General features: G+C 48.5%; 13 protein-coding genes and 4 tRNA genes. 7 read left to right on the forward strand and 10 right to left on the reverse strand.

Going from position 1 to position 17,452, the window contains the following annotated elements; translation table 11 throughout:
* Window positions 1-19 precede the first annotated feature (19 nt).
* The gene (locus ACE3T3_RS13105; protein WP_374667637.1) at window positions 20-1,270 is read left to right on the forward strand and encodes a YihY family inner membrane protein; all 1,251 of its coding nucleotides are present in this window, start codon (window positions 20-22) and stop codon (window positions 1,268-1,270) included.
* Window positions 1,271-1,361: 91 nt separating this feature from the next.
* Here ACE3T3_RS13105 and ACE3T3_RS13110 read toward each other — a convergent pair whose 3' ends face one another.
* Both ACE3T3_RS13110 and ACE3T3_RS13115 read right to left on the reverse strand, forming a co-directional pair.
* Window positions 1,362-2,249 (reverse strand): DMT family transporter, encoded by an 888-nt coding sequence (locus tag ACE3T3_RS13110; protein ID WP_374667639.1) that lies wholly within the window; start codon window positions 2,247-2,249, stop codon window positions 1,362-1,364.
* A gap of 124 nt (window positions 2,250-2,373) precedes the next feature.
* Window positions 2,374-3,321, reverse strand: coding sequence for a DMT family transporter (locus tag ACE3T3_RS13115; protein ID WP_374667641.1), 948 nt, complete (start codon window positions 3,319-3,321; stop codon window positions 2,374-2,376).
* A gap of 80 nt (window positions 3,322-3,401) precedes the next feature.
* Between ACE3T3_RS13115 and ACE3T3_RS13120 the strand changes: the two genes are divergently transcribed.
* Window positions 3,402-4,217 carry a helix-turn-helix domain-containing protein gene (locus ACE3T3_RS13120; protein ID WP_374667643.1) on the forward strand — a complete coding sequence of 272 codons (816 nt, stop codon included), beginning with the start codon at window positions 3,402-3,404 and terminating at the stop codon, window positions 4,215-4,217.
* Between the two features lie 139 nt (window positions 4,218-4,356).
* On the opposite strand, the gene ACE3T3_RS13125 is transcribed toward ACE3T3_RS13120, so the two are convergent.
* The 3 genes from ACE3T3_RS13125 to ACE3T3_RS13135 all read right to left on the reverse strand — a co-directional run bounded on the left by ACE3T3_RS13125 (window position 4,357) and on the right by ACE3T3_RS13135 (window position 7,363).
* On the reverse strand, window positions 4,357-5,718 hold the full coding sequence (locus ACE3T3_RS13125; RefSeq protein ID WP_374667645.1) for an NAD(P)-binding domain-containing protein: 1,362 nt from the start codon (window positions 5,716-5,718) through the stop codon (window positions 4,357-4,359).
* A 439-nt stretch (window positions 5,719-6,157) separates the two neighbouring features.
* A complete protein-coding gene (locus ACE3T3_RS13130; protein ID WP_374667647.1) occupies window positions 6,158-6,796 on the reverse strand; it encodes a fumarylacetoacetate hydrolase family protein in 639 nt (212 codons plus the stop codon).
* Window positions 6,797-6,862: 66 nt separating this feature from the next.
* Window positions 6,863-7,363, reverse strand: a complete 501-nt coding sequence (locus ACE3T3_RS13135) for a hypothetical protein (protein WP_374667649.1) — start codon at window positions 7,361-7,363, stop codon at window positions 6,863-6,865.
* Window positions 7,364-7,526: 163 nt separating this feature from the next.
* Here ACE3T3_RS13135 and ACE3T3_RS13140 point away from each other — a divergent pair, with 163 nt between their 5' ends.
* Complete coding sequence (locus tag ACE3T3_RS13140; protein WP_374667650.1) at window positions 7,527-7,685, forward strand: hypothetical protein; 159 nt, start codon at window positions 7,527-7,529, stop codon at window positions 7,683-7,685.
* A 156-nt stretch (window positions 7,686-7,841) separates the two neighbouring features.
* Here ACE3T3_RS13140 and ACE3T3_RS13145 read toward each other — a convergent pair.
* The 4 genes from ACE3T3_RS13145 to ACE3T3_RS13160 form a co-directional block, all read right to left on the reverse strand.
* Window positions 7,842-7,918: transfer RNA gene (locus ACE3T3_RS13145), tRNA-Arg, on the reverse strand.
* Between the two features lie 464 nt (window positions 7,919-8,382).
* Window positions 8,383-8,459 (reverse strand) — tRNA-Arg (locus ACE3T3_RS13150).
* A 49-nt stretch (window positions 8,460-8,508) separates the two neighbouring features.
* Window positions 8,509-8,585, reverse strand: a tRNA-Arg gene (locus ACE3T3_RS13155).
* 15 nt (window positions 8,586-8,600) lie between these two features.
* Window positions 8,601-8,691: transfer RNA gene (locus ACE3T3_RS13160), tRNA-Ser, on the reverse strand.
* 265 nt (window positions 8,692-8,956) lie between these two features.
* Here ACE3T3_RS13160 and rnr point away from each other — a divergent pair.
* From rnr to ACE3T3_RS13180, 4 genes are all read left to right on the forward strand, one after another.
* Window positions 8,957-11,389, forward strand: coding sequence for a ribonuclease R (gene rnr / locus ACE3T3_RS13165; RefSeq protein ID WP_374667691.1), 2,433 nt, complete (start codon window positions 8,957-8,959; stop codon window positions 11,387-11,389).
* Window positions 11,390-11,782: 393 nt separating this feature from the next.
* A complete protein-coding gene (locus ACE3T3_RS13170) occupies window positions 11,783-13,813 on the forward strand; it encodes a M3 family metallopeptidase (protein ID WP_374667652.1) in 2,031 nt (676 codons plus the stop codon).
* Between the two features lie 49 nt (window positions 13,814-13,862).
* Entirely contained in the window at window positions 13,863-14,072 is a 210-nt protein-coding gene (locus ACE3T3_RS13175; protein WP_374667693.1) for a YheV family putative zinc ribbon protein, read from the forward strand.
* A 15-nt stretch (window positions 14,073-14,087) separates the two neighbouring features.
* On the forward strand, window positions 14,088-14,513 hold the full coding sequence (locus ACE3T3_RS13180) for a hypothetical protein (protein WP_374667654.1): 426 nt from the start codon (window positions 14,088-14,090) through the stop codon (window positions 14,511-14,513).
* A gap of 610 nt (window positions 14,514-15,123) precedes the next feature.
* Here ACE3T3_RS13180 and ACE3T3_RS13185 read toward each other — a convergent pair.
* On the reverse strand, window positions 15,124-17,322 hold the full coding sequence (locus ACE3T3_RS13185) for a TRAP transporter large permease subunit (RefSeq protein WP_374667656.1): 2,199 nt from the start codon (window positions 17,320-17,322) through the stop codon (window positions 15,124-15,126).
* Between the last annotated feature and the right edge of the window lie 130 nt (window positions 17,323-17,452).

Genomic DNA, 17,452 nt, shown 5'->3' on the forward strand with positions numbered 1-17,452 from the left:
AAAATAGAGACTTGAAAGCATGATAGAAGCCTATTTAAGAAAACTTCCCTTTTATGACAAGAAATGGTTTCAGTTTATTTTATTTGTCATCCGCCGTTTTGAGGCCGACCGCTGCCGTGAACAGGCAGGATCTTTAACCTATACCACCCTGTTCGCAGTCGTGCCGATGCTGACGGTTTTCTTGGTTATCATCTCTTCGATTAAAGCGCTTGAACCCGCACGGCAGCAGCTGCAGCAGCTGATTTACAGCAATTTTTTACCCAAAACCACCATTGCCTTTGACAAGGCCCTGAATGCGTTTACCGATAAATCCAGCAATCTCACCATCATCGGCGTGCTGTTCTTATTCATCACCACGGTCATGATGCTGACCAGCATTGAAACCGTGTTTAACCGCATTTGGCGTGTACGCGACACCCGGGGCGGCATTCTGGGCTTTATGCGCTATTGGACCATTATTTCCTTAGGGCCAATTCTGCTGGGCAGCGCCTTTGTAATTTCCTCAACCGTCGCATCGATAAATGTGCTGAGCAATAATTTTGCCGGCTATGAACTTGATGGCGCGTTTATTTTATGGTGCATTTCTTTTTCACTCACCATCTTGGGATTTTTCATCCTGAACTGGACCATCCCGAACCGTGAAGTTCCAATCAAGGCAGCGTTGCTTGCCGGCATTTTCAGCGCGACGGTTTTTGAAATGCTAAAGCATCTGTTCAGCTTTGTCATGTCCAACTTCACCAGCTATGAAATTATATACGGCGCCTTTGCTGCGGTGCCAATTTTCCTGCTGTGGGTTTTTCTGTCCTGGAATATTGTCCTGATCGGTGTCGAAATCAGCTTTGCCCTGACCGCCTTTAATGCCGATACGCATATGCGCCGCAAGCGCCATCAAGTCATTATGCTGCTGGATGTGCTGGAACTGTTTTATAAAAAACAGCAGTACGGCCAAACCGTGACTGAGGCCGAGGCGCTGGATGTGCTGGGCCGGGAAGAAATTGGCCGCTGGCCGTCTTATGTGCAGATGCTGGAAAAGCAAAATCTGATCAAGCGTACCGATGACAATAATTTTGTGCTGCTGCGAAATTTGTCTCAGGTGGATTTCTGGAGCTTTTATGTGCAGCTGCCTTATCCGCTGCCGCGCCGTGAAGATATCAATCATGCCACTGAGGATAAATGGCTGGAGCGCATTGGCCCGGCGCTGATTGAGTCCGATAATTATCTAGCGGCGAAACTGGCCGTTCCGCTGTCCAGCATTTTTGAAGAAAAATGATGCGAAGCAGATGCCTTTCAATCCCTCATTTTTAAAAATCAGTTCAAGCTGATCCATAAAAAAGGCCATGCGATCATGGCCTTTTTAACTTTTATGCCCGTTCATCTTGGACGGCCGGCTTTTTCGCTAATCGTCCAGACAAACTGACAATCAGCACCCCAGCCATCACCATTACCGTGCCGGCCAAAAAATTGCGCTCCAGCGGCTCATTCAAAATCAGCACGCCAAAAAGAATGCCAAACAGCGGCGTTAAAAAAGAAAATACGCCTAAGCGCGACGCCAGATAGCGTTTCAGCAGCCAGAACCAAATCAGGTAACTGGCAAAAGAAATCAGCACGGCATGAAACAGCAGGCTGGCAAAAGTGACGGCCGTCCATTGAATATGGCCTTGTCCCAAAACAAACGCCATCGGAAAGAGCAGCGCAAAACCGCCCAGCAGCTGATAAAACAGTGTTTGCGTTGCCGGCGCCTCTGACAAGTTGCTCAGCCTGACGGCAACGGTGGTCGCCGCCCAGAGCACACCAGCCCCCAGCGCCAGCAGATCGCCCAGCAATATCGAGCTGAACTCCTGCATCGCCTGCCCACGGCCGGCAAAAGTCACCACAATGCCTAAAAAAGCGCTCAAAATGCCGCCCCACTGCTGCCATGTCAAACGCTCTGCCGGCAGTTTCCAATGCAGGCCCAATGCCACAAAAATCGGCGCGGTATACAGCAGCACCACCGTATGCGAGGCCGAAGTAAAACGCAGCGCTTCACCGATCAGACAGAACTCCGCGGCAAACAGCGCCGCGACGAGGCCGCCGGAAAACCAGTACTGACGGCTCCACAAGGATTGGCCTTGCGCCAGCTTGATCAGCGGAAAAACCAGCAAAGCCGACAGGCCCGAGCGCAATGCCATCTGCATGATCGGGGCAATATCCGCAGCAGCCCATTTGACCACAATCTGCTGCAACCCCCACAGGATGCAGAGGAAAAACATGATCGAAGATGCTTTGGCATCCAGCGCCTATCGAGCTTGCACAGGATTATCCTTAAATTTGTGTTGCCGTACATTAGCATTTGCCGCTGAAAACACCTAGCGTGCGCATGGTTTCCGCCCGAAGTTACACAGACGCTGCCCGATGCCAAGCGCGCTTGATCCAGGCATGCAGGCTGACAATCATCACCCCTGCCATCACCAGCGCCGTCCCTGCAATAAAGTTTGCTTCAATCTGTTCATGCAAGAACATTACGCCAAACACCATGCCGAAAATCGGCGTTAAAAATGAAAACACCCCTAAAGCATTGGCCAAGTATTTGCGCAGCAGCCAGAACCACAGCATCAGGCTGAAAAAAGACATCACCAGCACATGAAACACCATGCTGCCGATCGCCACCGCGCTCCAATGCACGTCAGCCTGCCCGCTCAGCAGCGCAACCGGCATTAAAAAAATAAAGCCGCCCGCCAGCTGATAAAACAGCGTTTGGGTCGGCGGGGCATCCGCCAGCTGGGTCAAACGCAGCGAGATGGTGGTTAAAGCCCACATCACGCCAGCCATCAACGCTAAAAAATCGCCCCATAAGGCCTGCGTGATCACCGCTCCGCCAGTATCCCGCCCCATAAAGGACAGCACAATCCCGCCAAAAGCCACGCAAATTCCTGCCCATTGAATGCCGTTGAGCTTTTCTGCCGGCAATTTCCAATGCAGGCCCAAAGCCACAAAAATTGGCGCGGTGTACAGCAGCACCACCGTATGCGAGGCTGTGGTATAGCGCAGCGCCTCCGCCACCAGCAAAAATTCGGCAGAGAACAGCGCCGCCAGCCAAATGCCGGGCAATAAATAAGCCTTCGAGTACAGATGCGTATTTTTCGGCAGCCGGATCAGCGGCCAGACCAGCAGCGCCGACAATCCAGAACGGATGGCGATCTGCATGACAGGCGCAATGTCCGGCGCAGCCAATTTCAGCACCACCTGCTGGATGCCCCAAATCATGCACAAAATGATCATCAAGCCAGATGCCTGAACATCCAGCGCCTTACGCAGTTCCACAATACTTACCCGGCCGCTCATCAAGCGCACACTATAAAACTGTCGTAAATAAAAGATATAATTCAAAACAGACAAGCCATCTTTTAATTCAGGCAAACGCTATGCCGCATAAGCTCCAGCATGATTCCAGCGCTTTCAAGCAGCTGCCGACCAATGATGAAATCGCGCGCCCGCTCTGGCTGAGCTTCCGCGATGATCCGGCTTTATCGGTATATCCTGCGCACGGCCATGCCTGGGGGGAATTCATTTATGCCTTTCATGGCGTAATGGAAGTGAACATTAACCAAGTGGATTACATTACCCCGCCGCCTTACGGCATCTGGCTGCCGCCCAATGCGCAGCACAGCGGCCTGAACCGCACAGCCGTTTCACATGGAACACTGTATGTGCATGAGCAGCTGTGCGGCAGCATGCCCAAACAAGCCGGCATTCTGCTCAGCTCCAGCTTAGTCTCGGCCATTTTTGAGCATTTAAAGCAAAATGCGCAGCAGCAGACCTTGCCTGAAGATTCTCCTGAATATCAGCGCCTGCTGCAGGTCATGCTGGATCAGCTGCAGCAGGCGCAATTGGTCAGCAGCTACCTGCCCCACACGCGCCACCCTGCACTGAAGCAAATTTTAGATTATCTGCATCAGCATCCATCGGACAACAGCGCTTTGCATATGCTGGCGCAGCGCGCCAATATGACCGAACGCACACTGGCGCGCTGCTGCCTGAAAGAATTGGGCATGTCGCTGAATGAATGGCGTCAGCGCTTAAAAGTCATCAAAGCCATGAGCATGCTGACCGAAGGGAAAAAAGTGGAAAGCATTGCCTTGGATTTAGGCTATGCTAATGCTTCAGCCTTTATCAATATGTTCAAGCGCTGGATGAATTTGACGCCAGACCAGTTCAGAAAATTGCAGCGCACCGCTTAAAGGTTTTAAAAATTTAGGCATACAAAAGCACCGATCACACTCAAACATACTGATCCGCTGAAAAGAAACAAATAAAAAAGACCTGCAATAACAGGTCTTTTTTATTTCTCTTTAAATGCTGAATGAACAGGACACGGGATTAAATCGCGCGCTGTTCACGGTTTTCACTGTCCAGATAAGCCTCTAAAGAGTCATCCAAAGCATACAGCCACGGCGTATGATGCTGCTTCGACATTTTTCCGGTCATCACCGAACGGTAGGTTTTATCTCTAAAACTCATAATTCCGGCTTTTTTATGCATTTTCCACTGCATAAAAATATCATTCACAGCATCAATATCAAAACTTGGATAATCCGTTTCGGCAATCAGCTGCTTGATGTATTCGCCTTGGAATTTCACCATCTGTTCCGAGCTTTGGATTTTGCTTTCCCGTGCAATCCAAGCCTGTGAATGCGCTTGCATCTCGGCCTGTTCCGGCAAATCAATGCGGCCGAAAATGATGTCACGCACATACCAGGCTTGCGCATCAAACATATTGAAGGTGTACCACTGATCCTGCATCCCTAAATAGAACAGTTTAGGGTTATTTTCCCACACCACACCTTGATATAAAGATGCAGGATAGAGACAGTTATTGGTTTTTAACTTCAAATCTTCAGCCATAAATGGGAAATGGTGCAAATAGCCTGTACATAGAATAATCGCATCCACTTTGGCTGAACTGCCATCCGCAAAATAAGCAGTATCTTCATCTACACGTAAAAGCTGCTGTTTTTCAGACCAGTTCTTCGGCCATTTATAACCCATCGGCTGGCTACGGTAACAGCTATAGATTTGTTTAGCGCCATATTTATAACATTGTGAGCCGACATCTTCAGCAGAATAGCTACTGCCCACAATCAGCACTGTTTTGCCTTTAAATTCCACTGCATCACGGAAATCATGTGCATGTAAAATTCGTCCATTAAAGATATTAAAACCTTCATATTCAGGGACTTTAGGCGTAGAGAAATGCCCAGAAGCAACAATTACATAATCAAACTGTTCTGAATAGACCTGATTTTCACGATGATCACAGACTTGTAGCGTAAACTGCTGCGTGTCTGCATTAAACTCAACATGATGCACTGCGGTGTTAAATCGGACTTGATCTTTCACGCCTGCTTTTTCGACACGTCCTTTGATATAGTCCCAAAGTACCGCGCGTGGTGGGTATGAAGCAATCGGCTTTTTAAAATGTTCATCAAAGCTATAATCTGCGAACTCCAATGCCTCTTTGGGTCCATTTGACCATAAATAACGATACATACTTCCATGTACCGCTTCACCATGTTCATCTACACCGGTACGCCAAGTGTAGTTCCATAGTCCGCCCCAATCGTTTTGTTTTTCGAAACATACAATGTCTGGAACTTGTAGACCTTTGGCCTTTGCTGATTGAAATGCTCTTAATTGAGCCATGCCACTAGGGCCTGCTCCGATAATTGCAATTCGGGTCATTGCTATCTCCATTAGTTTTGAGTTCTTGGAAAGCTCCTAATCAGATGAATAGATGAGAAATAAAAAAATCCTGAACTGGATTATTTTCATGATAAAAAATAAGAAAAATAGAATCTTAATTTTCAGACAAATATCATCTTTCCAATTAGGATGCTAATAAAAAGAAATGAGTTCCTAGAAAAAAGCCGGCTGCCATAAACAGCGCAAATTCTCTAAAAAGAATAAAACTCATACAAAGAATGGACACCATATCACAAAAACAGATTTTAACCGGCAATAATCATCAATTTAAGTAATAATAATTTGTTACAATAGTTTCTAATTATTTCAATAAGTTATTTTTATCAAGCGCAAAAAAAGCAGACTGCTAATTTTACAATCTGCTTTTCATATCAATTGAATATTAAACATGAGGCATTTTTAAAATTTAAAAATCACCTTATTTGACAAAAGTCATCCAGACATAATCCTGTGTTTTGCCTTTCAGCGTCATTTTCAGCTGTTCGCCAGACTGCAATGCCGCCACACCCGCCGGTGTTCCGGTCATCACCACATCGCCAGCTTCCAAAGTAAACACTTGGCTGATGTCCGCCAGCAAATAGCCGATGTCAAAAATCAAATGCGAAGTATCGCCTTTTTGACGTAATTCTTCATTGATCTGCAACGTATAATGCACATCATTCCAATCACTTACGGCATCTTGCACATCAACCCAATCCGCCAGTATGCACGAACCATCAAAGGCTTTGGCACGCTCCCACGGCTGGCCTTTTTTCTTCAAGTCATCCTGCTGATCACGCAAGGTCAAATCCAGTCCCAAGGTTACTGCGCCCACGGCTTGCAGCGCTTTCAGCGGGTCAGTTTCCGCTTTTAACGGGCGGTCAATGCGCAGGCTCAGCTCGCATTCATAATGACAGCTGCCGAGCGCGGCATTCCATGCAATCCCATCGTCTAAAGCGGTGAGCGCGCTGGGCGGCTTGATAAATAAAACAGGACGATCCGGTATCGCATTACCCAGTTCTCTCGCATGATCCGCATAGCTGCGGCCTACACAAACAATTTTAGATGGACGTGTCATCGGTTTCTTCCTGTTTTTCATTCATCAGCGCTTGGGATGATGATGGCTGAATTAAGTTTGGCTGAATTACTTCTTTTTAAAAGTATTTTCAAATACCGTTTGATCCGCCGCATTGGCAAAAGCGCGTTTAGGCACGATCACAACGGTGCGGTTGGTCAATTCCAGCATATAAGTCAGTTTGCCCGATGCAAAATTGGCAACCTCGGCATAATTGAACGCATTTTTACGGCCATTGGCATGCAGATCAGCATGATCCTGATATAGATCAATCCCCTGCTCACTTTTACCAAATTGGTATTTGACAAATTGACGCTTGAACATCATCGGCAAAAACCAATAGCGCATTAAAATCTGCATCACCAAGAAAAATGCGCCCAAGCCCACATAGTAGCGCCCAACACCATTAAAGCCTAAATAAAGGCCCCAAATGATAATCGCGATGCTAATGACCGGGGTAATAAAGCGGGTGAACTGTTTTTTGCCGAAAGTCGCCAGCGCAAAGCCATCCTGCGATTCTTCCAAATTCAAAAAATAACGCAGCGATAATGCAGGTTGAGTGTCAGACATACGCGTATTCACACATTATTCATATAAATTGAGCTGAATCTTACACTAAATTCCGCCATTTCCTTATTCTTTTTCCATTGCCGTTCAGCGCATTCAGACTGTCTATGGTGCCCCAAAACCGCTAAAAATACAGCAAACAATACAGGCATAAGCAGGAGGCGATATGCGCCGCACGGCTCTCAGAACTATTTTACTGCAGTCATTTTACAGCGCGGCGGTTCAAGTCGAGCCCATTTCAACACAGCCCGCAGCGCTGGGCGAACTTTGCCGGCAGCAGCATTTCGATTTACGTGCATCCCGCACAACAGATCAGCCTGCCTGACCATAAAATGCTGCCGGCCGTAGGCGGCAACACCCTATTGGCTTTAAAAATACGGTAAAAGGCTGAATAGTTTATATTTATTTTCGATTGCGCCTGGACCAAAATTCAGACGCAAAAAAACCGCAGCATGTGCGGTTTTTTCTAACTTGATCAAGTTGGTGCGCTCAGAGAGATTCGAACTCCCGACCCCTTAGTTCGTAGCCAAGTGCTCTATCCAGCTGAGCTATGAGCGCGACGTCTTGATGAGGTGCATTATACGTGAGTTTTGATTTTTGTTAAGCGTTTATTTGTATAAATCAGATCGAGTGTCTAGTATTTAGGCACATCTTGCCGGTTTGCCCAATTGTTCGGCAGATTAAGGCTTTTTATTGCCACTGCAAGCCCAAAAAGTATACTGCAACAGAGCAATCAACAGCCATTCCCTTCGTATTTAGCGTGATGTAAAACTTCTGCCGTGCACGCCTTCCCAAAAAGCCTATTGAATGCAGCCATTATTGCAGGGCTTGTCTTCAGCGAGATGCTTTGATGATTTACGGAGCAAAATCCATCTCCTCTTTTACAAAGCGCAAGGCAGCCGAGTTAAGGCCAGCGGATAGATAGAATAGCCGCATGTCAAACAGGCCATCATTTGAACAGCGCATAAATTACAGGCACAAAAAAACCGCAGCATGTGCGGTTTTTTCTAACTTGATCAAGTTGGTGCGCTCAGAGAGATTCGAACTCCCGACCCCTTAGTTCGTAGCCAAGTGCTCTATCCAGCTGAGCTATGAGCGCTAAACTTGTGTGCCTTTAACGGCTTACGTTACTTTTCGTGTTTACTTATTGGTGCGCTCAGAGAGATTCGAACTCCCGACCCCTTAGTTCGTAGCCAAGTGCTCTATCCAGCTGAGCTATGAGCGCGACATAAGTAAAGCGTGGCGGTGAGAGAGGGATTCGAACCCTCGATACCCGTAATGGATATGCGTCCTTAGCAGGGACGTGGTTTCAGCCACTCACCCATCTCACCGTAACGTGCGGCCATAATACAAACTTAACTGCAGCGGTGCAAGCAATGCCAACTGTTTTTTTGCATTTTTTTGTTCAATTAAATACTTTTTAAGCAATTTCCAGAATCTTTGCGCATAAAAATAGAAAAAACACATATTTGCCGTCCATTTCTCTAGCAATCGTCGTAAAATTCCGGCTTAAAACACATTATTGCAATCATTTACGTGCAGTCTGTGACTGCATGTCTTATGCTAATCCTAATCTTCTGACTTGAAGCCAAAGACATTATGAAAAATTGGGTCGATCCTGAAGCAAAAGCTGAAGCCGAACGTTACGAAAATCCAATTCCCAGCCGCAAGCTGATTTTGGAAACCATTGAACAGCGTGAAACTGCGCTGTCGCATGCAGATCTTGTCGAGCATTTTGAAATTGCCGATCAAAAAAGCATTGATGCCCTGAGCCATCGCTTAATCGCCATGGTGCGTGACGGACAGCTGATGAAAGACGGCTTTAAATTTCAGTTGGCTGAAGAACAGCCGACCCATGAAGCAACGGTTTACATTAACAGTAAAGGTTTAGGCACGGCCAATATTTCAGGTCAAGATGATCTTCTGCTGCCTGAACGCGAGTTGCGTCAAGTCTTTAATGGCGACCGCGCCAAAGTCCGCCAAACCTCTGTCGACCGCAAAGGCAAAGCATGGGGCTTTATTACTGAAGTTGTGCAGCACCGTGTCAAAGAAATTATCGGCAAGGTCTCAGAATATGAAGGCGAATATTTCATTCAGCCGTCAAATCCGAATGCGCATCAGCCGATTACCTTAGAAAAAGAGCTGATTGAGCATGCCAAGGTAAAGTTGGGCGATTCCATCCGCGTAGCGATTGACACCTACCCGACCAAAGAAGAATTTGCGGCAGGCCATATTGTGCAGTCGATGGCGGACAAAGCCGATACCGAAATTATCATTCCGCAAACCATTTTAGAATTTGGCTTGCCGTATGAATTTCCAGAAGAAGTCATCCAAGAAGCCGAAAGCTTTAAAGAACCGTCGGAAAAAGACCGTGAAGGCCGCATTGATCTGCGTGACCTGTCCTTAGTCACAATTGATGGTGAAGATGCCCGCGACTTTGATGACGCGGTGTATGCAGAAAAACGTCCGGGCGGCGGTTACCGCGTGGTGGTGGCGATTGCCGATGTCAGCCATTATGTCCGTACCGGTAAACCGTTGGATGACGAAGCGCAGGAACGCGGCACATCCGTGTACTTCCCGCATTTTGTATTGCCGATGCTGCCGGAAGCGCTCTCGAATGGCTTATGTTCTCTCAATCCAGATGTCGACCGTTTATGTATGGTCTGTGATTTGAATTTGTCCCGTGCGGGCCGTGTAACGAAATTTGAATTCTATCCGGGTGTGATGCACTCCAAAGCACGTTTGACTTATACCCAAGTGGCGCAGTATTTTGACGGCGACAGCCAAGCGGTGCCTGAAGACCGCAACGTCCGCAAGTCACTGAATACCCTGTTCCAGCTGTATCAAGTGCTGAAAGGCTTGCGTGCAGAACGCCATGCCATGGAATTTGAAACCGTCGAAACCTACATGACCTTTGATGAGCTGGGCGGCATCGATGAAATTCTGCCGCGTTCACGCAACGAAGCGCACAAACTGATTGAAGAGTGCATGCTGCTGGCCAACGTCGCTGCAGCGGAATATGCATTGAAAAATGAAATTCCGATGCTGTACCGCGTGCATGAGCCGCCGGAGTTTTCACGCATTCAAAAAGTCCGTGATTTTGTCAAGCTGCTGGGCATGAACTTCCCTGAACAGCCGACTCAGGCCGATTATCAAGCAGTCATTGAAGCGACCAAAGACCGCATTGATGCGCCAAGCATTCATGCCGTGCTATTGCGTTCAATGATGCAGGCCTATTACGGCGCCAATAACGCAGGCCACTTTGGCCTCGCCTATGAAGCCTATACGCACTTCACCTCGCCAATCCGCCGTTATCCAGATTTGCTGCTGCACCGCGCCATTAAAGCGCAGCTGCAGAAAAAGCCGTATCCGCTGTCTGGCGCTTCGCTGGATGATGCCGGTGAGCACTTCTCAGCAACGGAACGCCGCGCAGATGAAGCTTCACGCTCTGTCACTGGCTGGCTGAAATGCCATTATATGCAGCAGCATTTGGGCGAAGAATTTGTCGGCACCATTTCTGCAGTAGCGGAATTCGGCTTATTCGTGACTTTAAAAGATTTGTATGTCGATGGCATGGTGCATGTCAGCCAATTGGGCGATGACTTCTTTGTCTTTGATCAGCCAAGCCAAAGCCTTGTCGGCCAAGGCCACGGGCAAACCTTCAGCCTCGGCGACGAAGTGAAGATTAAAGTTGCCGGCGTGAATCTGGAAGAGCGCAAGATTGACTTTGAACTGCTGCAGCAATTGACCCATGCAGGCCGTGCCGTGCGCAGCCGCGCGCCGCGTGTGGCAAAACCGGTTCAGCGTGACGCCAAAGAAGAAGTTTTTGCTGAGCGTGAAAAGCCCAGTGCCAATGACGACGGAGACCGTCCCATTCGCAAGAAAAAAGCCAAAGCCAAGCCCAGTTCTTACGGCGCAAAACCTGCTAAAAAACCTGCAGCAAAATCTGAAGCAAAGGCTAAAGATAAAGTGAAGAAAAAATCCAAACCGAAAAAGAAAAAATCCAATGCAAAATCAGCTGCGGATTAAGGTTGAAAGAAAAGAGCGCTTCGGCGCTCTTTTTAATAATAACCTTTTGATAAAAGAAAATTTATCCAGCAATAAGCAATAAACGGGCATCTTCATCACCCTCAATACGAACACCGCTATGCCTTTTCTGGACTTTATCCTGCTGAGTTTAAGCACGTTCACCACGCTCAAATGACTGAACTTCAGCCCTGCTTTTTATCTCCCATATTGGCGCGCACGCCAAACGGAGTGCTGGCCACGACAGCACCTAGATTCATAATATTCAAAAAATAAAAACTCTCCCCTCCGCAGAATCATCTTCTTCCTCAGAATAAATCGCAATTCAGCCTTGATTTCACTGCGATGAAGCCTTACATCTACAGATAACTGAAAAATTTATACGGCATTAAAATCATGACATTAGAAAAGGCAACGCTGCCCGTCCCGCAATTTGATCAAATCACTTTAGATCAGCTGAAAGTCCAGATTCAGCAGGCCATTGAACATGGCCAAAGCTTTTTAAATCAGCTGACTGCCGTACCGGACAGCATTCAAGCCCAGCTGCAGGTCTTGGATGACGTCGACAGCTTAGAAAACAGCATGAGCGAGTCCTGGGGCGTGCTGTCGCATCTGAATGCCGTGATGAACAATGCCGAAACCCGTGAAGTCTTTCAGTCCTTATTGCCGGCGCTGAGCGAATACTACACGCTGCTGGGCCAGCACACCGCGCTGTATCAAACCTATCAGCACATTCATGACAGCAGCATTTTCAGCACCTTGCCGCCAGCGCAACAAAGCGCGGTCAAATTAGCGCTGCGCGACTTCAAACTGTCTGGTGTGGCCTTAGAAGGTGAAGCGAAAAAACGCTATGCGGAGATCTCTTCACGCTTATCACAGCTGTCTTCAGACTTTTCCAACCACGTGCTGGATGCCACTCAAGCTTATGTAAAGCCGCTCAGCGAAGCGCAGCTGCAAGGCTTGCCGCAAAGCAGCATTGACCTTTTGAATCAGTACGGCCAGCAGCACGAATTGCAGCAGCCAGCAGCCACTTTAGATATTCCGTCTTATATGGCGGTCATGACCTATGCTGCGGACCGTGCATTGCGTGAAGAGCTGTATCAAGCCTATACCACCAAAGCTTCAGAATTGGGCGGCCATCCTGAATTTGACAATACCGCTGTGATGGAAGAAATTTTGAGCCTGCGTCAGGAAATGGCGCAGCTGCTCGGTTTCAACAACTATGCGGAATTGTCACTGGCCAGCAAAATGGCGCCGGATGTCGCAACTGTCAGTGAATTCCTCATTGATTTGGCGCAGCATGCGCGCGCGCCTGCAGAGCATGAAATTGCGGAACTGAAAGCCATTGCCGCGGCAGACGGCATCACCGAACTGCAGCCATGGGACACTGGCTATTACAGCGAAAAGCTGAAAATGCAGCAGTTCAATTTATCTCAAGAAGCGCTGAAGCCGTATTTCCCTGCACCGAAAATCCTGCAAGGCCTGTTCAGCATTGTGAACCGTTTATACGGCATCCATGTGGTTGAACGCGAAGCGCCGGTGTGGCATCCCGATGCGCGCTATTTTGAATTGGAAGATCAAGGCGCAGTGCTGGGCGGCTTCTACTTCGACTTATACGCGCGCAGCGGCAAACGCGGCGGCGCATGGATGAGCGGTTTCCGTTCGCGCATGCAGACGGCGGACGGCCTGCAAAAACCGATTTGCTACATGGTCTGCAACTTCACTCCGCCGGTCGGTGATCAGCCGGCGCTGCTGACCCACGATGAAGTCAATACCCTGTTCCATGAATTCGGCCATGGCCTGCACCACATGCTGACCGAAGTCGACAATATTGCCGTTGCGGGCACGCATGGCGTGGCCTGGGATGCCGTTGAACTGCCGAGCCAGTTCATGGAATTCTGGACTTGGGATAAAGAAAGCTTGGACCTGCTGAGCGAACATATCGAAAGCAAGCGGCCTCTGCCGGATGACCTGCTGAAAGCGCTGCTGGATGCGCGCCATTTCCAATCGGGCATGCAAACGCTGCGCCAGATTGAATTTGCCCTGTTTGACTTGAATATTCACAAGGCTGCCCCGGCTTTAAATGCGGCGCAGATTCAAGCCGAACTGGATGACATCCGGAAAAAATACGCCGTTGCACCCAACGTCAGTTCTAACCGCTTCCAGCATGGCTTCAGCCATATTTTCGCAGGCGGCTATGCAGCCGGCTACTATTCTTACAAATGGGCGGAAGTTTTGGCCAGCGATGCCTTCGACCGTTTCGAAAAAGAAGGCATCTTCAATACCGAGACCGGAAAAGAGTTTCGGCAGTTTATTCTAGCAGTTGGCGGAAAAGATACGGCGCTTGACGCATTTATCAATTTCCGCGGACGCGAGCCAAAAATAGATGCTTTACTTCGTCATCAAGGTTGGACGAACGCATCATAAAGCGCTTAAACTAGTGGCCTTAGTTTGAGCAAGGGTAAGTATGATGACCATTAAACGCCGTTTTATTGCGGGTGCAAAATGTCCAAAATGCCAGGCGTTGGATCGGGTTGTCATGCTTACTTCAGGCGACGATGAATGGATTGAATGCATTGACTGCGGTTACAGCGAAAACCGCCCGACCCATGTGGAAGAGCCGGAAACTCCGGCTGCGCCAGACGAGGTCGGCGTCATTCATTTCAAGCCTCGCCAGCCAAAATAACAACAAGGCTTTTATATGATTGAAGATCAAAGACACAGCCCGAAACTTTTAATCGGGATTGCTGGGGGACTCGCGGCTGTTATTGTGCTTTTTTTAGCATATCAATGGATTATGTCATCAAATACTGAAAATTTGCCGCCGCATCAAGCTGACCTAGCGCCTGTTCAAGCCGCGCCTGCAGCTGCCACTGCGCCTCCCGCTGCCGCGTCAGAAGCTTCAATCAATACGCCAAAACTCATTGAAGATGATGTGCTGCAAGCGCCTGTGCCTGAAAATGCATCTCTCGCCAAAGAAGAACTGGCGAAGCTGGAAGATCTCCAGTCACAGCTGTCTGAACAGGAACAGACGCTCAAAGCGCAGCATGCAGATGCAGATCAGCTGATCAAGCTTAAAGAAGAACAGCTGAAACTGCTGGAAGCGCAGCTGGCGCAAAAGCAATAAAATTATCCCATTCGAAATAGGCTGAAATATCACCATATTTCCAGCCTATTTTTTATGCGTCATGCATAGGCAAAGCGCACTGCAGTTAAAGCGATTAGCCAATTAAAGTGAGCCAGCGAGCCGTTTTTTAAAGATCGGAAAGCGCTGAATGTCTCCATTCGCATCCGCCGAACTGTCAGCATGAATCATGCTGTAGGTCTGCTTATACAGCACTGAGGTCAATGATTCTCATCTTTTAGCTCTAGCGCCGCTGCGCAAGAACAGAATTGAACGGCTGATTGGCGCCGGCATCGTGGCCCAAGTCTGCCCGCTGATCATGATCCATACCTATAAACGAGTGCCTGCAGGGCAAATCCTCGTGAATAACACTGCTATTCTTTTTTTGCATCGGAGCTGTTCTCTTACGCTATCAAGCGCCGGATACCATCCGCATAATTGTTTTTATTTTGCTGCCATTGAGCTGTGCAGCCCGCTGCGGCAAAGCTGCTTGCATATCCTGCTTAATCAATCCGCTGACGCAAACTCTAATCCCAAAGCACGGGCCATAAAAAAGCGCCCTCAGGCGCTTTTTTATGCTTCTTCAATTTTCTGATTCTTCAGAAACTGCCGCTTAGTGATACCAGCCGAACAGTTTGAAAATATACGGCGCATAGGTCACCACCAGCAGCGATGGGAACAGCACTATAATCGGCAGAATCCAGCGCTCATAGCGGTAATAGAAACTGGTATACATTTCCTTCGCTTCAGCATCCGCCGCCCGCACCTCTTCATCGCCGACCGATAATCGGGTCAGCAGATGGTTCAGCGCCACAGGCGGTGAGACATAACCAAGTTCAAAGGCCACCAGAACAATCATCCAGAAATGAATTGGGTGAATGCCATTTTCATACGCTACAGGCGCAATCGTCGCCGCCACTAAAATCACCGCGCCAAAAGGATCGGTAGTCATGCCGACGATCGCCAGCAGCAAGGCAATAAAGGCCAAGGAAATATAAATATTGCCCAAATGCGTTGGCAGCATTTCAACCACTTCAGTCCGCTCAATTAAACCGCCGACACTGGCCGACAGCGCCATCAAAATAATCAGCGCGCCGATATGGCCCACCGTTTCAGATGAAGCGAACCAGATGGAGTTGCCAAAACCGCGGCGGTTGCGGCCATGTCCGCCATGCTCGCGCATGAATTCTGAATTTTGCTCATGCTGCAGCGCCACAGAGGCATGCATATCCATTGGCTCTTTGCTGAAACGGTCGGCAAACCAGCGGTCAAACATAATATAGACAATCAGCAGAATCGGCAGAATCACCGGTGCCGTAAATTCGTCCATTTTGGTGTCTAGGCCATACTTATAGAATGCAATCACAATGAATGTCAGCACAATATAAGGAATCACTGGAATGAACGCTTTCAGCATGCCTGGCACAGCAATTTTCGGTGAATTGACACGGAAACGGGTTTCCGCCAGAAACAGTGAAATGCCCAAGAAAATAAAGGCGGTCAGCCAGAATACATAGATGCCGTGATCAAACAGTTCATCTGAAGTCACATGGCGGCTGTCCAGCATGGAAATCAGGATGATCAGCAGGCATGGTCGGATCACCACGCCCAAAGAGCCAGACATCGCAGAGACCGCCAAAGCAAACTGGCGGCGTGAGCCGGAGTTCCAGACTTCCTTATAGATAATGGCGCCTGCGGCAACAACGAAGATCCCCGATGCGCCGGTATACGCTGTTGGAATAGCTGCGGCAATCAGGATCAGCCACGTCAGGGTTTCTGGCGCTAAATTCCACGGGCGCAAAATACCCAGGAATAAATCCATAATCCGGGTTTGCGTCAGCAGCATACCCGCCCAGATAAACAGCGCCAAGTTTAAGAAAATGCCCGAAAACTCGACCAGCTGCCCCAGATAGATGCCTTGCCCCATTGGATAATCCATGAAGAAGGTAAACGCTATCCCAGTAATGATCGCCATATAGGCATACAGCGGCACACTCAGCAGCGCCAGCCCAATATTGCCAGGGCCGTCCTGTTTCGCCGCAGGCGTTTTAAAGAACTGGAAAATGCTGATCAGCATGACCGCGCCGAACAGCGCCAGCCACAGCCAATACACCGCCAGCGTTTCACCTGTCGATTTAACCCCTGAATTTAAAACAGAATTAAATTGGCTGTATACCGAGAATGTCAGCAGGCCGTTGCCGATCGCCATGAATAAGGCATACACCTTATAGTCCAGCTTGCTGGTTGGCGCGCGCAGGCCTATATGATGGAACTTGACCGATGCCGTAATCGCCGACACCAAGACCATCACCAGCAAAATCAATACCCGGTTTTCTGAACCGAATTTAAAAATCCCGAAGAAAGTGGTTTCAATGGTGCGGTAAGTGCGGATGCTTGGATGATCATCCAGATATTTTTTCGCTTTATCATAAAACTGGAATTTTTCTTCGCATTGCTGCACGCCCGCCATCACCGAAGCGCGGACATCAGATTCAGAGGTGGTCCCGAAAATATCCGCAAATTCATCATTGGCATTCTGCTTCATTTGCGCCTGCACCAGCGCATCGACATTCGGATGGCGGTCACATTCAGGCTTTACAGGCTCTGCGCGCAGGAAGGAATACTGCATGCCAATCGCTTCATTGCCGTACAGGCGCTCACCGGTACGCAGCAGCTGGCCATGGATCATTTCGCCCGTGCCAATAATGAGGGTCAGCAGCAATAAAATTAAAACTACGAAGGTTGAAATCCACTCGTTCCATATGTAACTTAACAGACCTTGCCCCGATCTGCTGTGTTCATTATTTTGCATGAGTTGTCCTATTTTTATTTTCGGCGGCGCATCAATCACGCATGGCTGCCTTGTCCTGTCGGCCGGAAAAGTTCCTTTCTCCTAGCCCATTGCTTTCTTATCTTCAGCAATTTGCATTACTTTTCAGTCT

It is taken from the genome of Acinetobacter sp. (assembly GCF_041919735.1).
In the GTDB taxonomy this organism is placed as follows: domain Bacteria; phylum Pseudomonadota; class Gammaproteobacteria; order Pseudomonadales; family Moraxellaceae; genus Acinetobacter.

Coding starts and splice junctions, on each gene's coding strand:
- ACE3T3_RS13135 (WP_374667649.1), bottom strand. CDS start 7,363: ATGTCTGACACTCAACCTGCATTATCGCTGCGTTATTTTTTGAATTTG.
- ACE3T3_RS13130 (WP_374667647.1), bottom strand. CDS start 6,796: ATGACACGTCCATCTAAAATTGTTTGTGTAGGCCGCAGCTATGCGGAT.
- ACE3T3_RS13120 (WP_374667643.1), top strand. CDS start 3,402: ATGCCGCATAAGCTCCAGCATGATTCCAGCGCTTTCAAGCAGCTGCCG.
- ACE3T3_RS13140 (WP_374667650.1), top strand. CDS start 7,527: ATGCGCCGCACGGCTCTCAGAACTATTTTACTGCAGTCATTTTACAGC.
- ACE3T3_RS13180 (WP_374667654.1), top strand. CDS start 14,088: ATGATTGAAGATCAAAGACACAGCCCGAAACTTTTAATCGGGATTGCT.
- ACE3T3_RS13110 (WP_374667639.1), bottom strand. CDS start 2,249: ATGTTTTTCCTCTGCATCCTGTGGGGGTTGCAGCAGATTGTGGTCAAA.
- ACE3T3_RS13185 (WP_374667656.1), bottom strand. CDS start 17,322: ATGCAAAATAATGAACACAGCAGATCGGGGCAAGGTCTGTTAAGTTAC.
- ACE3T3_RS13170 (WP_374667652.1), top strand. CDS start 11,783: ATGACATTAGAAAAGGCAACGCTGCCCGTCCCGCAATTTGATCAAATC.
- ACE3T3_RS13125 (WP_374667645.1), bottom strand. CDS start 5,718: ATGACCCGAATTGCAATTATCGGAGCAGGCCCTAGTGGCATGGCTCAA.
- ACE3T3_RS13105 (WP_374667637.1), top strand. CDS start 20: ATGATAGAAGCCTATTTAAGAAAACTTCCCTTTTATGACAAGAAATGG.
- ACE3T3_RS13115 (WP_374667641.1), bottom strand. CDS start 3,321: ATGAGCGGCCGGGTAAGTATTGTGGAACTGCGTAAGGCGCTGGATGTT.